Raw genomic sequence first — 14,451 nt, 5'->3', positions numbered from 1 at the left:
ATGCTCATTGCCGACAATAATCATTCCAAAGCTTGGAAAATCGCCATGTCGGCCGTCCTCGACGTTTCGCCCACCATCCGCCTGAACACCGACGACAACGTCGTGGTGGCGCGTCGCGCGGTCGTGCCGGGCGAGCCGATCGGCGTCGGCGACATCCGCGCCAAGGTTGAGATTCCGAGCGGACACAAAGTGGCGATCCGCGCGGTGGAGCCCGGCGGACGCGTCCTGAAGTACGGGCAGGTGATCGGCTACGCGACGGCGCCGATCGAGCCGGGCGACCATGTCCACCTGCACAACCTCGGCATGTTGGACAGCGAGGTCCACCACGAATTCTCCGCCGACGCTCGCCCGACGCCGCTCCTGCCGGAAGCCGAGCGCCGCACGTTCCTGGGCTACGCGCGGCCGGACGGGCAGGTCGGCACCCGCAACTATATCGGCATCGTGTCGTCGGTGAACTGCTCGGCCACCGTCTCGCGCGCGATCGCCGACCATTTCAACCGCAAGGGCGGGCTCGACGGGTTCCCCAATGTCGACGGCGTGGTGGCTCTCACCCACGGCCAGGGATGCGCCTTGAACCTCAAGACCGAAGGCTACACCTATCTCGCCCGCACGCTGAGCGGTTATGCGCACAACCCGAACTTCGGCGGCATCCTGATGATCGGTCTCGGCTGCGAGACCAACCAGATTTCCTTCATCACCGAGAAGTACGGGCTGGAGGAAGGGCCGCTGATGCGGACCATGACGATTCAGCAGCTCGGCGGCACCCGCAGGACGGTCGAGGAAGCGAGCGCGATCATCAACGAGATGCTGCCGGCGATCAACGCCGTGGAGCGGACCGAGCAGCCGCTCTCGAAGCTGAAGCTGGCGCTCGAATGCGGCGGATCGGACGGCTATTCCGGCATTTCGGCCAATCCGGCGCTGGGATACGCCTCCGACCTCCTGGTGCGGCACGGCGGTACCGCGTGTCTGGCCGAGACGCCCGAGATCTACGGCGCCGAGCACCTCCTGACCCGGCGCGCCGTCACCCCGGACGTCGCGCAGAAGCTGATGGACCGGATCGACTGGTGGCGGGACTACACCGCGCGCCACGGGGCCGAACTCAACAACAACCCCTCCCACGGCAACAAGGCCGGCGGCCTGACGACGATCCTCGAGAAGTCTCTCGGCGCCGTGGCTAAGGGCGGCTCGATGCCGCTGGAGGCGGTCTACGAATATGCCGAGCCGATCGACCGGACGGGTTTCGTCTTCATGGACACGCCGGGCTACGACCCGGTCGCCGTGACCGGCCAGATTGCGGGTGGCTGCAACATGCTGGTGTTCACCACGGGGCGGGGATCGGTGTCGGGCTGGAAGCCGGTGCCGACGATCAAGGTGGCCACCAACAACGCCATGTACGAGCATATGAGCGACGACATGGACGTGAACTGCGGCGGGATCGTCACCGGCGAGGAGACGATCGAAGAATCCGGCACGCGCATGTTCGAGACGATTCTCGCAGTCGCCTCCGGCAAGCGGACGCAGAGCGAGATCTACGACTACGGCGACAACGAGTTCGTGCCCTGGCAGCTCGGCGCGATCACCTGAGCGACCTCGCGCCACTCAATTCCGCCGATCGCGCGCCGACCTACGAGCGGATCGCGCGGCTCCTGCGCGAGGCGCTCGACGAAGGGCGGCTGCCGTCGGGAATCGTCCTGTCCGAGGCGCCGCTGGCACGTCTCTTCGGCGCCAGCCGATCGCCGGTCAAGCAGGCGCTGGCGCGGCTGGAGGCGGACGGGCTCGTCCGCCGGTTCGAGGGGCGCGGCCTCGTCGCCGGCTCTGCGGCGCCGAACCGGGCGGAGGTGACGCCCGCCATGCTCGGGCTCTCGGCCGGTGCGCTCGGCTCGCTCCACGAGCGGGCGGCCGACGCGCTCTACTACGGCGTCGAGCGCGAACTGATCCTGCACTCGCTGCGCGGCGCCTTTCGCGTCAACGAGCTCGCGCTCTCGCGCCACCTCGACATCGGCCGTAGTGTCGCACGCGACATCCTCCTGCGGGCGCAGGGCGCGGGGCTTCTCGACAAGGGGGACAACTCGCGCTGGGCGATCGTGCAACTCGGACCCGACCGGATCGACCATCTTTACGAAGTGCGGCTGCTGCTGGAGCCGGTGGCCCTGCGTCAGGCGGCGGACCGCCTGCCGCCTGACCTCCTGGCGGCCATCGCCGCGCGGCATCGCGAGGCCGGTGCGAACTGGCCGGAGCTCGACGCCGGAACGCTCGACCAGTTGGAGGAGGACCTTCACGTCGCCTGCCTCGGCTTCGCGCCCAATCCCGAGATCGCAGAGGCGCTGCGCCGCAGCCGGACGGTGATGCTGTCGGGCAAGCATGTGCAGCGGGCCCTGGGCGCCAAGGCCCGCGTCGATCGCTTCATGGACGAGCATCTGGAGGTGATCGATGCGCTGCGGGCCGGACGCGGCGAGGCGGCGGCCGAGCGCCTGACCGCGCATCTGGCGTCGTCGCGCGGAAAGGCGCTGGAGCGCCTTTCCGCGTTCCGCCAGCTCCCTGCGCCCGAACCCGTGCCCTATATCGACGCCTGAGCGCCGATCCATTCGCGGATGGCGGTTTCGGTCAGCACCGTCTCGATCTGCTGGCCGTAGCGCCGACGATAGACCGCGAGCATGGCGTCGTGCATTTCGTCGGAGGAAGAGCAGAGCGCGTCCACCGCGACGATGACACGGTATCCGCGATCGACCCCGCCGAGCACCGTCCCGAGCACGCAGACATCCGTCTCGCCGCCCGACACGATCAGCGTATCGACGCCGCGCTCGCGCAGGCGCACGTCCAACTCGGGCTCGCACCAGGGCGAATAGACGGTCTTGTCGATGATCTCGGCGGGCGGGTGGAAGGCGGCCAGCGAAGGGAGGAGGTCGGCCATGTCGCGGCCCATCTGCTCCAGCGTCATCGACTCCCAGCTCTCGTAGTATCGGCGCCAGGTGCCTTCGCCCTGGCCGGGCCGCTCGGCCGGAATGAAGCGGGTGAAGATGGTGCGATCGGGCGCGGCGCGGCATAGCGCCTCCACCCTCGGCAGCACCCGCTCCATCCAGGGCGTGCGCCAGTCCGTGTCCTCCGCGAACATGCGCTGCATGTCGACGCAGAGATGGACGCAGTTCGGCCCGATCGGGCCGTGGTGCAGGTCGAGATCGTCGCTCATCGTGTCTCCCTCCGGCAGAGGACGCGGCCGGAAGGGCGGAGTTCCCCGCCAAACCGGCAGGCGGCTAAGGGGCGGCCGAGGGTGGAACGCCGTCCCCGAATCGGACTTAACCTGTTCCGAAAGGGCCGGCGGGACGCGATCGGCCCCGAACATCGGAGACGATCGTGGCCCTTCCACCGACCACTCCCGAAGAGCGCGCAAACCGTTTCGCGGCGCTTCACTCGCACGGCTTCGTGCGCGTGGCCGTGTCGACGCCGCGCGTCCATGTGGCGGACCCGGCGGCGAATGCCGAGGCCATCCTGGCCGAGGCGCGGCGGGCGGCGGGCGAAGGCGTCGATCTCCTCGTCTTTCCCGAACTATCGCTCTCAGCCTATGCCATCGACGACCTCCACCTTCAGGACGCGCTGCTCGACCGGGTGGAGGAGGCGGTCGGCCGCCTCCGCGAGGCGAGCGCCGACATTCCGACGGTCCTGCTCGTCGGCGCGCCGATCCGGCGCAACGGCCGGCTCTACAACTGCGCGCTGGCCTTCTCTCGTGGGCGCATCCTCGGCGTCGTGCCGAAGATTTTCCTGCCGAACTACCGCGAATACTACGAGAAGCGCTGGTTCGCGTCGGGCCACGGGATTGTCGGAGAGGATCTCGACGTCGCGGGTGAGATCGTGCCCTTCGGCACAGACCTCCTGTTCGAGGCCGAGGATCTGCGCGATTTCGTCTTCCATATCGAGATCTGCGAGGACTACTGGGCGCCGAATCCGCCGTCGATCCGCGGCGCGCTGGCCGGTGCGCTGCTCTTATGCAACCTCTCGGCCTCGCCCATCGTCGTCGGTAAGTCGTCCGACCGGCATGTTCTGACCGCCGCGCATGCCATGCGCTGCATGGCGGCCTACATGTATTCGGCGGCGGGCGCGGGCGAGAGCACCAACGACCTTTCCTGGGACGGGCAGGCGGTGATCTACGAGATGGGGGACCTCCTCGTGGAATCGCAGCGCTTCGCCCGCGAGCCGCAGTTGACCGTGGCCGATGTCGATCTCCAGCGTCTGCGCCTGGAGCGCATGCGCACGCCGACCTTCAACGACGCGGCGGCCTTCGACGGGCATCCGGAACAGGAGTTCCGCCGCATCCGGTTCCGGCACGAGACGGTCTTCGCCGATCTCGGCCTGCGCCGACCCGTGCGCCGCTTTCCCTATGTGCCGAACGCGCAGGACCGCCTGGACGCCGACTGCTACGAATCGTTCAACATTCAGGTCCACGGCCTGGTGAAGCGGTTCGAATCGACGCCGGGCGACCGAATGGTGATCGGGGTCTCCGGGGGCCTCGATTCGACCCACGCGCTGATCGTCGCGGCCAAGGCCTGCGACTGGCTGGGCCTCCCGCGCACCACGATCCTCGGCTTCACCATGCCGGGCTTCGCCACGGGCGACGAGACCAAGGCGAACGCCTGGACGCTGATGCGGGCGCTCGGCATCGAAGCCGCCGAGATCGACATCCGCCCGACCGCGCGCCAGATGCTCTCCGACATGGGCCACGCCTTTTCCAAGGGGGAGCCGGTCTACGACATCACCTTCGAGAACGTGCAGGCGGGCCTTCGCACTGACTTTCTGTTCCGGCTCGCCAACCAGCGCAACGGCTTCGTGATCGGAACGGGCGACCTGTCGGAACTGGCTCTCGGCTGGTGCACCTACGGCGTCGGCGACCAGATGAGCCACTACAACGTCAACGCGGGCGTGCCCAAGACGCTGATCCAGTATCTGATCCGCTGGACGGTCGCGAGCGGCCAGTTCGACAAGGCGACGGGGCAGGTTCTGACATCGATTCTCTCGACCGAGATTTCGCCGGAGCTCGTGCCCGCCGACGCATCGGGCGCGATCCAGAGCACGCAGGCCAAGATCGGCCCTTACGAACTCAACGACTTCTTCCTCTTCCACACGATGCGTTACGGCCAGCCTCCGGCCAAGGTGGCGTTTCTCGCTTGGCACGCTTGGCGCGACGCGGCGACGGGCCGCTGGCCAGCGAATTTTCCGGAGGGAGCGAAGAACGCCTACGACCTCGCCACCATCCGCCATTGGCTGGAGCGATTCCTCGTGCGGTTCTTCCAGACGGCGCAGTTCAAGCGGACGGCCATGCCCAACGGACCGAAGGTCTCGGCGGGCGGCAGCCTCTCGCCCCGCGGCGACTGGCGCGCGCCGTCCGACGCCTCGCACAAGGCCTGGACGGCCGACATCGCGGCAATTCCGACGCAGGAGCCGCCCTGGCGCTAGGACGCACGGAAAAGGGCCGGTCCGATCCCGGCCCGCCGCGTCTTGGTCGTGTCATGGAAACGTGGAAATGGTGGGCGATACTGGGATTGAACCAGTGACCCCTGCAGTGTGAATGCAGTGCTCTCCCGCTGAGCTAATCGCCCGTCGCGCCGGTCGATGCCGTCTGCGAACGAGAGTGCGTATAGTCGGCGGCGGCGGGCTCGTCAATCCGCCAAGCGCATCCCTGTCTAGCGAAGAAGGCGCTCCACGAGACGGACGTCGATCTCGTCGAAATGCGACACGACGGCCGTGGCCTTCTCCCGTGCCGCGGCGTCCGCGTCGTAGCCGAAGCCGAGAAGGATGGAGGGCAGGCCGAGGCGACGAGCGGCTTCGATGTCGGTATCGGTGTCGCCGACCATCACCGCGCAGTCCGGGCGCCCGCCGGCCAGCGCGATCGTGCCGGACAGGTGAACCGGGTCGGGCTTGCGCGCGATGAACGTGTCGGCGCCGCAAATCGCCGCAAACCTCGTCGCCAAGCCGAGTTCGCCCAGCAGTCGGATCGCGAGGGCTTCCGTCTTGTTGGTGCAGACGGCGAGCGTCGCGCCCGCGTGCGTCATACGATCGAGCGTTTCCAGCGCACCCGGAAAGAGCGTCGAGGCGACCGCGATATGTTCGCCGTAAAAGGTTAGGAAGCGATCCGTCTGCCGCGCCAGATTGTCCGCGTCGAATTCGACGCCGGCGCGCGCATAGGCGGCCGTCAGCATGGCGCGCGCGCCGTGGCCGGCTTGCGGACGCACGGCTTCCAGCGTCGTGGCCGGCAGGCCGGCGCTCGCGAGGCAATGGTTCAGGGCACCGGTCAGGTCCGGCGCCGTATCGACCAGCGTGCCGTCGAGGTCGAACACCACCGTCGCGCCCTCCAGGGGCCGATCGCGGACCACCGAAAGCCCGCCGATCGGAAGGGCGGACGCGGGGCGGGCGAGGGACAGGGAACGTGCGACACTCATCGATGCGGACTTTGAGGAGCCTCGGGGCAGGGTCAAGCGACGCGGCCGGACGGAAGCGGTTTCGGGCGGCCGCACCGTCGCTTCCGCCCCGCGCTGGAACATTCGCGCCACAGATTAAGCCGCCATCCACCAAGAAAGAGTTGCGGCCTCCGGATGTCCGAACACTTTGCCTTCGCGCCTCGATCGACTAGACGCGGGCATGATTTTGCATGGAGACGGACAGATGGATGCAGCGGCGTTGAAGAAGGAGGTCGGTCGCGCGGCGGCGGTTCAGGTCGAATCCGGCATGCGGCTCGGCATCGGCACGGGCTCCACGGCGGAAGCCTTCGTCCGCGCCCTGGCGGTCCGTATCGGCGAGGGGCTGCGCATCGTCGGCGTGCCGACCTCCGAGCGCACGGCGGCGCTTTGCCGCGAGCTCGGCGTTCCGCTGTCGACCCTGGAAGAGGTGCCCGAACTCGATCTCACCATCGACGGCGCCGACGAGATGGACGCACAGCTTCGGCTCGTAAAGGGCGGCGGTGGCGCGCTCCTGCGCGAGAAGATCGTGGCCGCGGCCTCGGCGCGCATGCTCGTCATCGCCGACGCGTCGAAGAAGGTCGAGACCTTGGGCGCCTTCCCGCTGCCGATCGAGGTCAACGGCTTCGGCATCGTGTCCTCGCTGATCGCGATCGAGAAGGCCGGCTCGCTGCTCGGTCTGACTGGCTCGCTGGCCCTGCGCAAGATCGGCGAAAGCCCGTTCGTGACCGACGGCGGACATCTGATCGTGGACGCATCTTTTGGCCGTATTCCCGATCCAGAAGCGCTTTCGGCCGCCCTTCATGCGATTCCGGGCGTGGTCGAGCACGGCCTGTTCCTGGGTCTGGCGAACGCCGCCCTTCTGGCGGGACCGAACGGGATCGAACACGTCGAGCCGCGCTGACAGGGACCGACCGGCCCCTGCGGGGCTTGCGGTGACAGTCAGAGTTTGGCACTTGGGCCGCGAAAGCCCCATCGAGATCAATGGAGTGGGAACTTGAAGCTTCCTAGCGAAAAACTGCGTCGCGGACTGTGCGTTTCCGTTGCGCTGCTCGGCCTGTCGATGGCCCCGGCCATCGCGCAGGAGGTCAGCCCCTCGCACCTCTCGGCCGCGCGGGAAGCCGTGGACGCCCTCGACACGACCGAGCAGTTCGACCAGATCCTGCTCAACGCCGCGACCCAGATCAAGGCGGAGCTGATCGTCAACAATCCGGATCTCCAGTCGGAGATTTCCAACATGGTGGACGACGAGGCGCTGAAGCTGGCGCCGCGCCGCGGCGACCTCGAGAACGAGATCGCCCGCATCTACGCCAAGCTCTTCACCGAGCAGGAGCTGCGCGAGATCGCCGAATTCTACAATGGCGAGGCCGGCAAGAAGCTCTTGTCGCAAGGCCCGACGGCCTCGCGCGAGATGCTGTCGGCGGCCGACGTCTGGGCCAGCGGCATCGTGCGAGACCTGCGCAATGCGTCGATCAACGGCGCCGCGAAGCTCGCGCCGCCGGCGACGGCCTCCACGACGCAGTGACGCCAGCCGACACGGCACTATAATCGAATGCGAGGGCGGCTCCGGGCCGCCCTTTTCCATGTAGAAGGAGCGGTCATGGCGTCTGGCGGATACGATTTCGATCTCTTAGTGATCGGTGGAGGATCCGGGGGCGTGCGGGCCGCCCGCAAGACGGCGGCGCTCGGCCACAAGGTCGGCATCGCCGAGGAGTACCGCTTCGGCGGCACCTGCGTCATTCGCGGCTGCGTGCCCAAGAAGCTCATGGTTTACGCCTCGCAGTTCTCCGATCAGTTCGAGGATGCGAAGGGCTTCGGCTGGACGCTGGGTGAAACCGAGTTCGACTGGCCGGAACTGATCGCCGCCAAGGACCGCGAGATCGAGCGGCTGGAGGCGATCTACGCCCGCAACGTCGAGAACGCGGGCGCGGAGATCCTGAAATCCCGCGCCGTCCTCGAGAGCCCGCACGAAATTCGACTCCTCGCGACGGACAAGGTCGTCACCGCCGAGCGCATCCTTCTGGCGGCGGGCGGGCGCGCCAATCCGTTCCCGGGCCTGCCGGGCGCCGAACATTGCATCACCTCCAACGAGGCGTTCCACCTCAAGCGTCTGCCGGAATCCATCGTCATTCTCGGTGGAGGCTACATCGCGATCGAGTTCGCGCACATCTTCAACGGGCTTGGCTCGCAGGTGACGCTCGTCTATCGCGGCAAGAAGGTTCTCCAGGGCTTCGACGACGATCTGCGGGACTCGCTGCAGGCTTCGATGATCGCCAAGGGCATTCGGGTTCTCACCGAGGACACGATCGTCCAGGTCGATCAGAAGGCGGACAACCGGTTCCAGGCCCATCTGAAGAGCGGGACCCTGCTCGATGCCGACGAGGTGATGCTGGCCGTCGGCCGCATGCCCAACACGCTCGATCTCGGCTGCGACAAGGCGGGCGTCGAGCTGGACGAGAAGGGCGCGGTCAAGGTCGACGCCTATTCCAAGACCAGCGCGGACAACATCTGGGCGCTCGGCGACATCACCAATCGCGTGCAGCTCACGCCCGTCGCGATCCACGAGGCGATGTGCTTCGTCGATACGGTCTATCGCGGCACGCCGACGAAACCCGATCTCGACGATATCCCGACCGCCGTCTTCTCCCAGCCCGAGATCGGCACCGTCGGCATGACGGAGAGCGAAGCCGCAAAGGCGTTCGACGAGGTGGAGATCTATCGCACCACCTTCCGCCCGATGCGCAACACGGTGTCCGGCCGACAGGACCGCACGCTGATGAAGCTCGTGGTGGATGCCGCCTCGCGGCGCGTCGTCGGCGCGCACATCTTCGGTCCGGACGCGGCGGAGACCGTTCAGATCCTCGGCGTCTGCGTGAAGGGGCGCCTGACCAAGGACGTGTTCGACCGGACGATGGCCCTCCATCCGAGCGCGGCCGAGGAACTCGTTACGCTCTACGATCCGAGCTACCGGCTGCGCGGCGGGCAGCGGGTCGATGCCTGATCCGAGCGCGACCATCCATCCGGACGATCCCGACCTCGCCGCTCTTGCGGCGGAGGGCAGGGTGGTCGCCTATTTCGGCTACGGGTCGCTGGTCAACCGCGCGACGCTGCGCACGAAGTTCCTCGGCATCCGCCGCGCTACCGTCACCGGCTGGCGCCGTTTCTGGATGCCACGCCCGGCACCCGTCCCCGCGCTTCTGTCGGTGCGTCCGCACGAAGGGTTCGAGACGCAGGGCGTCGTGGTCTACGATCGCGCCGACCACCTGCCGGTCGTGGACGAGCGCGAGGCCGGCTATCTCCGGCGCGTCGTGATGCCCGGCCATGTCCGGATCGAGGCCGAACCGGCAGAGGGCGTTCCGCTCTTCATCTACGAGGCGTCGCCCGTCGAACTCGACGCCGCCGAGGCTGGGGCGACGATCCTGCAATCCTATCTCGACGCCGTGCTGCAAGGCTTCCTGTCGCTCTACGGCGAGGCGGGAGTCGTCCGTTTCGTGGAGGAAACCGAGGGGTTCGAGACCGCCGTCCTCGCCGATCGCGCGCGCCCGCTCTATCCGCGCGCCGTTACCCTGTCGACGGGCGAAGCCGCGCTTTTCGATCGCCTGATCCTGGCCAGGGGCGCCCGCATCGTTCCGGCGGGATGACGGGTTGCCGTCAACCCTTTGGTGACAAACGGCCGGGTTCGTGTCAGTAAGCCGCCACCGATCGCTCGGGCAGCCTCCGCTGCCCCGAGCCTTTCCGCCCGAACGAGAAACAGGAACCGGGCAGCCGATCGGGTAAGGAGATGTCATGGCCAAGGATTGGACCCCGTCGAGCTGGCGCGCAAAGCCCATCGAGCAGGTGCCGGCGTATCCCGACCTCGCGGCGCTCGCGGAAACCGAGAAGCGTCTGGCCTCCTTTCCGCCGCTGGTTTTTGCAGGTGAGGCGCGCAAGCTGAAGAGAGCGCTGGCCGAAGTCGCGGAAGGGCGCTCCTTCCTCTTGCAGGGTGGCGACTGCGCCGAGAGCTTCGCCGAGCACGGCGCGGACAATATCCGCGACTTCTTCCGCGCTTTCCTCCAGATGGCCGTCGTCCTCACCTTCGCCGCGTCCTCGCCGGTGGTGAAGGTTGGCCGCATCGCGGGCCAGTTCGCCAAGCCCCGCTCGTCCGGCAACGAGACGAAGGGCGGCGTGACGCTGCCGTCCTACCGCGGCGACATCATCAACGGGATCGAGTTCGACGAGACCTCGCGCGTGCCGGCGCCGGAGCGCCAGGAAATGGCGTACCGCCAGTCGGCGGCCACGCTCAATCTCCTGCGCGCCTTCGCCCAAGGCGGCTACGCCAATCTCGACAACGTGCACCAATGGATGCTCGGCTTCGTGTCGGGCAGCCCGCAGGCGGAGCGCTACGGTCAGCTCGCGGACCGCATCTCCGAGACGATGAACTTCATGCGCGCGATCGGCATCAATTCCGAGAGCCATCCGTCGCTGCGCGAGACCGACTTCTTCACCAGCCACGAGGCGCTGCTTCTCGGCTATGAAGAGGCGCTGACGCGCGTCGATTCGACCAGCGGCGAATGGTACGCGACCTCGGGCCACATGATCTGGATCGGCGACCGCACCCGCCAGCTGGACAATGCCCATGTCGAATACTGCCGCGGCATCAAGAACCCGATCGGCCTCAAGTGTGGCCCGTCGCTCTCGTCCGACGAGCTGATCCGCCTGATCGACATCCTGAACCCGCAGAACGAGGCGGGCCGTCTGACGCTGATCACCCGCTTCGGCCACGAGAAGGTCGGCGAGCACCTGCCTCGCCTGATCCGCGCCGTGCAGAAGGAAGGCCACAAGGTGGTCTGGTCCTGCGATCCGATGCACGGCAACACGATCACGGTGAACGACTACAAGACGCGGCCCTTCGACCGAATCCTGTCGGAGGTCGAGGCCTTCTTCGACGTCCACCGCGCGGAAGGCACCCATGCCGGCGGCATCCATATCGAGATGACCGGCAAGGACGTGACGGAGTGCACCGGTGGCGCGCGGCCTGTTCTCGCCGAGGATCTGTCCGACCGATACCACACGCATTGTGACCCGCGCCTCAACGCCAACCAGGCGTTGGAGCTTGCCTTCCTGACCGCCGAACGCATCAAGAAGGAACAGGAAGCCTACCGGCCCCCGCAGGCCGTGGGGTTCTGAGGATTGCGAAAAGCGAAAGGCCGGATGGAGACATCCGGCCTTTCTCGTTCGGTGCGGACCCATTTCTCCAGGGCGTCATCCTCGGCCTCGCCCCGAGGATCCGACCCCGTTAAAGCCGCTGAACCGTCGCCGATGCTCGGCTCAGCGCCGAGCATGACGGATTGGGGAACAGCCGGGAGTTTTTGAACACCGACGCGGATGCCGTACGCCAGCGCCGGTGGTGATCCGCCCTTTAGAACGCCTAACAAAACCTCGCAGGGTCGGTCTGCCGGGTGTTTGCAGCCGATGCGTCGTCGCCGATGCTCGCCCATGCGCTGCATGGTCTCCGCTCGGCTCCTCGCCTCGACGACAAATCCCTCGCCAGTCCTCCGCCCGGAGATATTGCTAGGCACTCTTAGTCCTTCGCCTTGCGCTCCGCCGGCGACGCAAGGCGAGAGGGGGCGGGCTTCAGCGGCGTCTCGGATTTGTCGTCGCGGCCGCGCGAGAAGAGCCGGTCGCGAATCACCGAGCCGCCCTGCTGCCAGGCGAAGAAGAGCGCGAGCAGCACGAACAGGATCGCCAGGCCGATCATCACCCCATGCTCCATCTGCTCGAGCCGCTGGAACACGGAGGTGATCGAGTATCCGAAGACGTAGCCGATCGTCGTGAACAGGCCGGCCCAGATGCCGGCGCCGATGAAGTTCAGGATCAGGAAGCGGGGCACCGTGATGGACGACAGGCCCAGCGCGATCAGCCCTGGCACCCGCAAGCCGTAGACGTAGCGGTTCACGATCACGAAATAGGCCTGGAAACGATCCACCAGCCTGAGCGCCTTAGCGAATTTCGGCTTCTTCTTCCAGCGCACGACCCAGCCGTTGCCGGAGAAGTAGCGCGAGAACAGGAATACCGCGAGGTCGCCGCAGAAGGAGCCCACGAAGGCGAGGCCGGCCATCAGCTCGATCGGATAGGAACCGCGATAGGCCAGGAAGCCGCCGATGATGGCGAAGACCTCACCTTCGAAGAACGTACCGGCGAACACGATGCCGGGACCGAACCGGTCGATCAGGGAGAGGATTTCGTACACGCGGTCTCCGCAGGCGTCGTCGTGATGCGAGGCTTGTCCCCTCGCGCCCTATGTCGGGCGGAATGCGCGATTTGCAAAGGGTAGGCAAGTCCAAGAGCGCCTCACTGTTGCGCGTATGGGCTCGCCGTGCTGTCAACAACCCGCGCCGTACGGCGCCCAGCAGCAAGCTCCAGGAGCCACGAATGACCGGCATGGACATGCCAGCGCCGACCGACGTTCTGGCGGCGGCCTTCATGGTCGGTGTCCTGTTCCTCGTTCGCTTCGCGCTTGCGCTGCGCCGGATCCGCTCGGAGCCCGGCGCGACGTGGCAGGGCGGCGTCGAGGCCTGGCGGGACGTCACGCGGCCGCAGAGCTACGGCGCGGCACAGGAGCCCAACCGGCGCCACGCCGCGCGGCAGCTCTATCTCGGCCTGTTCTTCCTGGCGCTGTCGGCGATTCTCGGCATGTGGCTCGCCGGCGCGGCGCTGTTCGGGTGGCCAGTACCCTTTGCTCGAAGCGCCGCGCTGTGAGCGCGAGCACTGAGCGTCCGGCAGCCTTCGTACCCTTCGTCACGGGCAACGCGCGCTGGCTCGGCGGCGCCTTTCTCCTGTGCGCCTGCTCGTCCTTCGGCCAGACCTTCTTCATCTCGCTGTCGGGCGGCGAAATCCGGCGCGAACTCGGCCTCAGCCACGGCGACTTCGGCCTCCTCTACATGCTGGCGACGCTGGCGAGCGCGGCGACGCTGCCGTTCCTCGGCCGGCTGATCGACCGATTCCCGACCCGCATTGTGGCCGCCGCTACGATTCTCGGCCTGGCGGCGGCCTGCCTCCTGATGGCGAGCGTTCCCACTGTCCCCTTGCTTCTCGTCGCCCTCTATCTCCTGCGCCTGTGCGGGCAGGGCATGATGTCGCAAACCGCGTTCACTGCCGTCGGCCGCTGGTTCGTCGCCCAGCGCGGCCGCGCCGTGTCCCTCGTCACCATCGGCTACCAGGCGGGCGAGGCGACGCTGCCGCTGATCTTCGTCTCCGCCGTCGGCATGCTCGGATGGCGCGGAAGCTGGTACGCGTCGGCCGCCTTCCTCCTGTTGCTCGGTCTGCCGGTCATCTACATCCTGGTGCACCGCGAGCGCGACCCGCGCTCGGTCCACGCGTCCGACGCGCCGAAGCCTGCCGCCCGCGACCGCAAGCTCTCGGAAGTCCTGCGCAGCCCGAGCTTCTATCTCCTGTGCGCTGCCGTGGTGGCGCCGCCCTTCATCGTCACGACGATCTTCTTCCATCAGGTGTATCTGGCGGACCTGCGCGGTTGGCCGGTGGAGTTCTTCGCCTCGGGCTTCGTGCTGATGTCGGCAGCGACGGCGACATGCGCCCTGACCTGCGGCTGGCTGATCGACCGGTTCACGGCGGTGCGCATCCTGCCCTTCTTCCTCCTGCCGCTGACGGTCGCCTGCCTCGTCATCTCGCAGGTGACCTCGCCGGTCGCGATCTTCGTCTTCATGGGGATCGTCGGAGTGTCCAACGGCTTTGCGGCGACGCTCTTCGGCGCGCTCTGGCCGGAGCTCTATGGCATCCGCCATCTCGGCGCGATCCGCTCAATCGTCCTGTCCGTTCTCGTCTTCGGCAGCGCGCTCGGCCCAGGTCTCACCGGCTTTCTGATCGATCGGGGCGTCTCCTACCCCCTCCAGATCGCCGTGATGGGGTTCTACTGCCTCGGCGCTGCCCTCGTGCTGACCGTCTGGTCGCGGCGGCACGTCCGGCTGGCCGACTGACCGGCCGATTGCCTCGCGCGCCGCCGGGGGCTATC

General features: G+C 67.3%; 13 protein-coding genes, 1 tRNA gene and 1 pseudogene. 11 read left to right on the top strand and 4 right to left on the bottom strand.

The annotated features are described in order from the left end of the window. The first annotated feature begins 45 nt into the window (after positions 1–45). The 3 genes and pseudogenes from O5O54_RS05985 to O5O54_RS05975 all read left to right on the top strand — a co-directional run bounded on the left by O5O54_RS05985 (position 46) and on the right by O5O54_RS05975 (position 2,573). Positions 46–1,584 (top strand): altronate dehydratase family protein, encoded by a 1,539-nt coding sequence (locus O5O54_RS05985; protein ID WP_279479858.1) that lies wholly within the window; start codon positions 46–48, stop codon positions 1,582–1,584. Beyond that, positions 1,560–1,793, top strand: a pseudogene (locus O5O54_RS05980) (GntR family transcriptional regulator); the annotation flags it as partial. The gene O5O54_RS05985 and the pseudogene O5O54_RS05980, both read left to right, overlap by 25 nt. 57 nt (positions 1,794–1,850) lie before the next feature. Continuing rightward, positions 1,851–2,573, top strand: a complete 723-nt coding sequence (locus O5O54_RS05975; RefSeq protein WP_279479857.1) for a GntR family transcriptional regulator — start codon at positions 1,851–1,853, stop codon at positions 2,571–2,573. Here O5O54_RS05975 and O5O54_RS05970 read toward each other — a convergent pair. Then, on the bottom strand, positions 2,558–3,187 hold the full coding sequence (locus tag O5O54_RS05970; protein WP_279479856.1) for a cysteine hydrolase: 630 nt from the start codon (positions 3,185–3,187) through the stop codon (positions 2,558–2,560). The two genes, O5O54_RS05975 and O5O54_RS05970, sit on opposite strands and share 16 nt — an antisense overlap. Positions 3,188–3,351: 164 nt before the next feature. On the opposite strand from O5O54_RS05970, the gene O5O54_RS05965 reads away from it, so the two are divergent. Continuing rightward, positions 3,352–5,445, top strand: a complete 2,094-nt coding sequence (locus O5O54_RS05965) for an NAD(+) synthase (RefSeq protein ID WP_279479855.1) — start codon at positions 3,352–3,354, stop codon at positions 5,443–5,445. A gap of 68 nt (positions 5,446–5,513) precedes the next feature. Here O5O54_RS05965 and O5O54_RS05960 read toward each other — a convergent pair. Both O5O54_RS05960 and O5O54_RS05955 read right to left on the bottom strand, forming a co-directional pair. Beyond that, positions 5,514–5,588, bottom strand: a tRNA-Val gene (locus O5O54_RS05960). An 84-nt stretch (positions 5,589–5,672) separates the two neighbouring features. Beyond that, the gene (locus O5O54_RS05955) at positions 5,673–6,428 is read right to left on the bottom strand and encodes an HAD hydrolase-like protein (protein ID WP_279479854.1); all 756 of its coding nucleotides are present in this window, start codon (positions 6,426–6,428) and stop codon (positions 5,673–5,675) included. A gap of 223 nt (positions 6,429–6,651) precedes the next feature. On the opposite strand from O5O54_RS05955, the gene rpiA reads away from it, so the two are divergent. From rpiA to O5O54_RS05930, 5 genes are all read left to right on the top strand, one after another. After that, on the top strand, positions 6,652–7,347 hold the full coding sequence (gene rpiA, locus O5O54_RS05950) for a ribose-5-phosphate isomerase RpiA (protein ID WP_279479926.1): 696 nt from the start codon (positions 6,652–6,654) through the stop codon (positions 7,345–7,347). 93 nt (positions 7,348–7,440) lie between these two features. Continuing rightward, the gene (locus tag O5O54_RS05945; protein WP_279479853.1) at positions 7,441–7,968 is read left to right on the top strand and encodes a DUF2059 domain-containing protein; all 528 of its coding nucleotides are present in this window, start codon (positions 7,441–7,443) and stop codon (positions 7,966–7,968) included. A 75-nt stretch (positions 7,969–8,043) separates the two neighbouring features. Continuing rightward, complete coding sequence (gene gor, locus O5O54_RS05940; RefSeq protein WP_279479852.1) at positions 8,044–9,444, top strand: glutathione-disulfide reductase; 1,401 nt, start codon at positions 8,044–8,046, stop codon at positions 9,442–9,444. After that, the gene (locus O5O54_RS05935) at positions 9,437–10,084 is read left to right on the top strand and encodes a gamma-glutamylcyclotransferase (RefSeq protein ID WP_279479851.1); all 648 of its coding nucleotides are present in this window, start codon (positions 9,437–9,439) and stop codon (positions 10,082–10,084) included. Before gor ends, O5O54_RS05935 begins: the two co-directional genes overlap by 8 nt. 145 nt (positions 10,085–10,229) lie before the next feature. Beyond that, positions 10,230–11,609, top strand: a complete 1,380-nt coding sequence (locus O5O54_RS05930; protein WP_279479850.1) for a class II 3-deoxy-7-phosphoheptulonate synthase — start codon at positions 10,230–10,232, stop codon at positions 11,607–11,609. Between the two features lie 394 nt (positions 11,610–12,003). Here the strand turns inward: O5O54_RS05930 and O5O54_RS05925 are convergent, their stop codons facing one another. Continuing rightward, the gene (locus O5O54_RS05925; protein ID WP_279479849.1) at positions 12,004–12,672 is read right to left on the bottom strand and encodes a DedA family protein; all 669 of its coding nucleotides are present in this window, start codon (positions 12,670–12,672) and stop codon (positions 12,004–12,006) included. 182 nt (positions 12,673–12,854) lie between these two features. Between O5O54_RS05925 and O5O54_RS05920 the strand changes: the two genes are divergently transcribed. Together O5O54_RS05920 and O5O54_RS05915 are read left to right on the top strand one after the other, a co-directional pair. Further along, complete coding sequence (locus O5O54_RS05920; protein WP_279479848.1) at positions 12,855–13,181, top strand: hypothetical protein; 327 nt, start codon at positions 12,855–12,857, stop codon at positions 13,179–13,181. Next, positions 13,178–14,416: an MFS transporter gene (locus tag O5O54_RS05915; RefSeq protein WP_279479847.1), complete on the top strand. Its 1,239-nt coding sequence runs from the start codon at positions 13,178–13,180 to the stop codon at positions 14,414–14,416. Before O5O54_RS05920 ends, O5O54_RS05915 begins: the two co-directional genes overlap by 4 nt. Positions 14,417–14,451 lie beyond the last annotated feature (35 nt).

Source organism: Aureimonas sp. SK2 (assembly GCF_029813115.1).
Taxonomy (GTDB): domain Bacteria; phylum Pseudomonadota; class Alphaproteobacteria; order Rhizobiales; family Rhizobiaceae; genus Aureimonas.
This window is presented reverse-complemented; position numbering and strand designations above follow the sequence as displayed.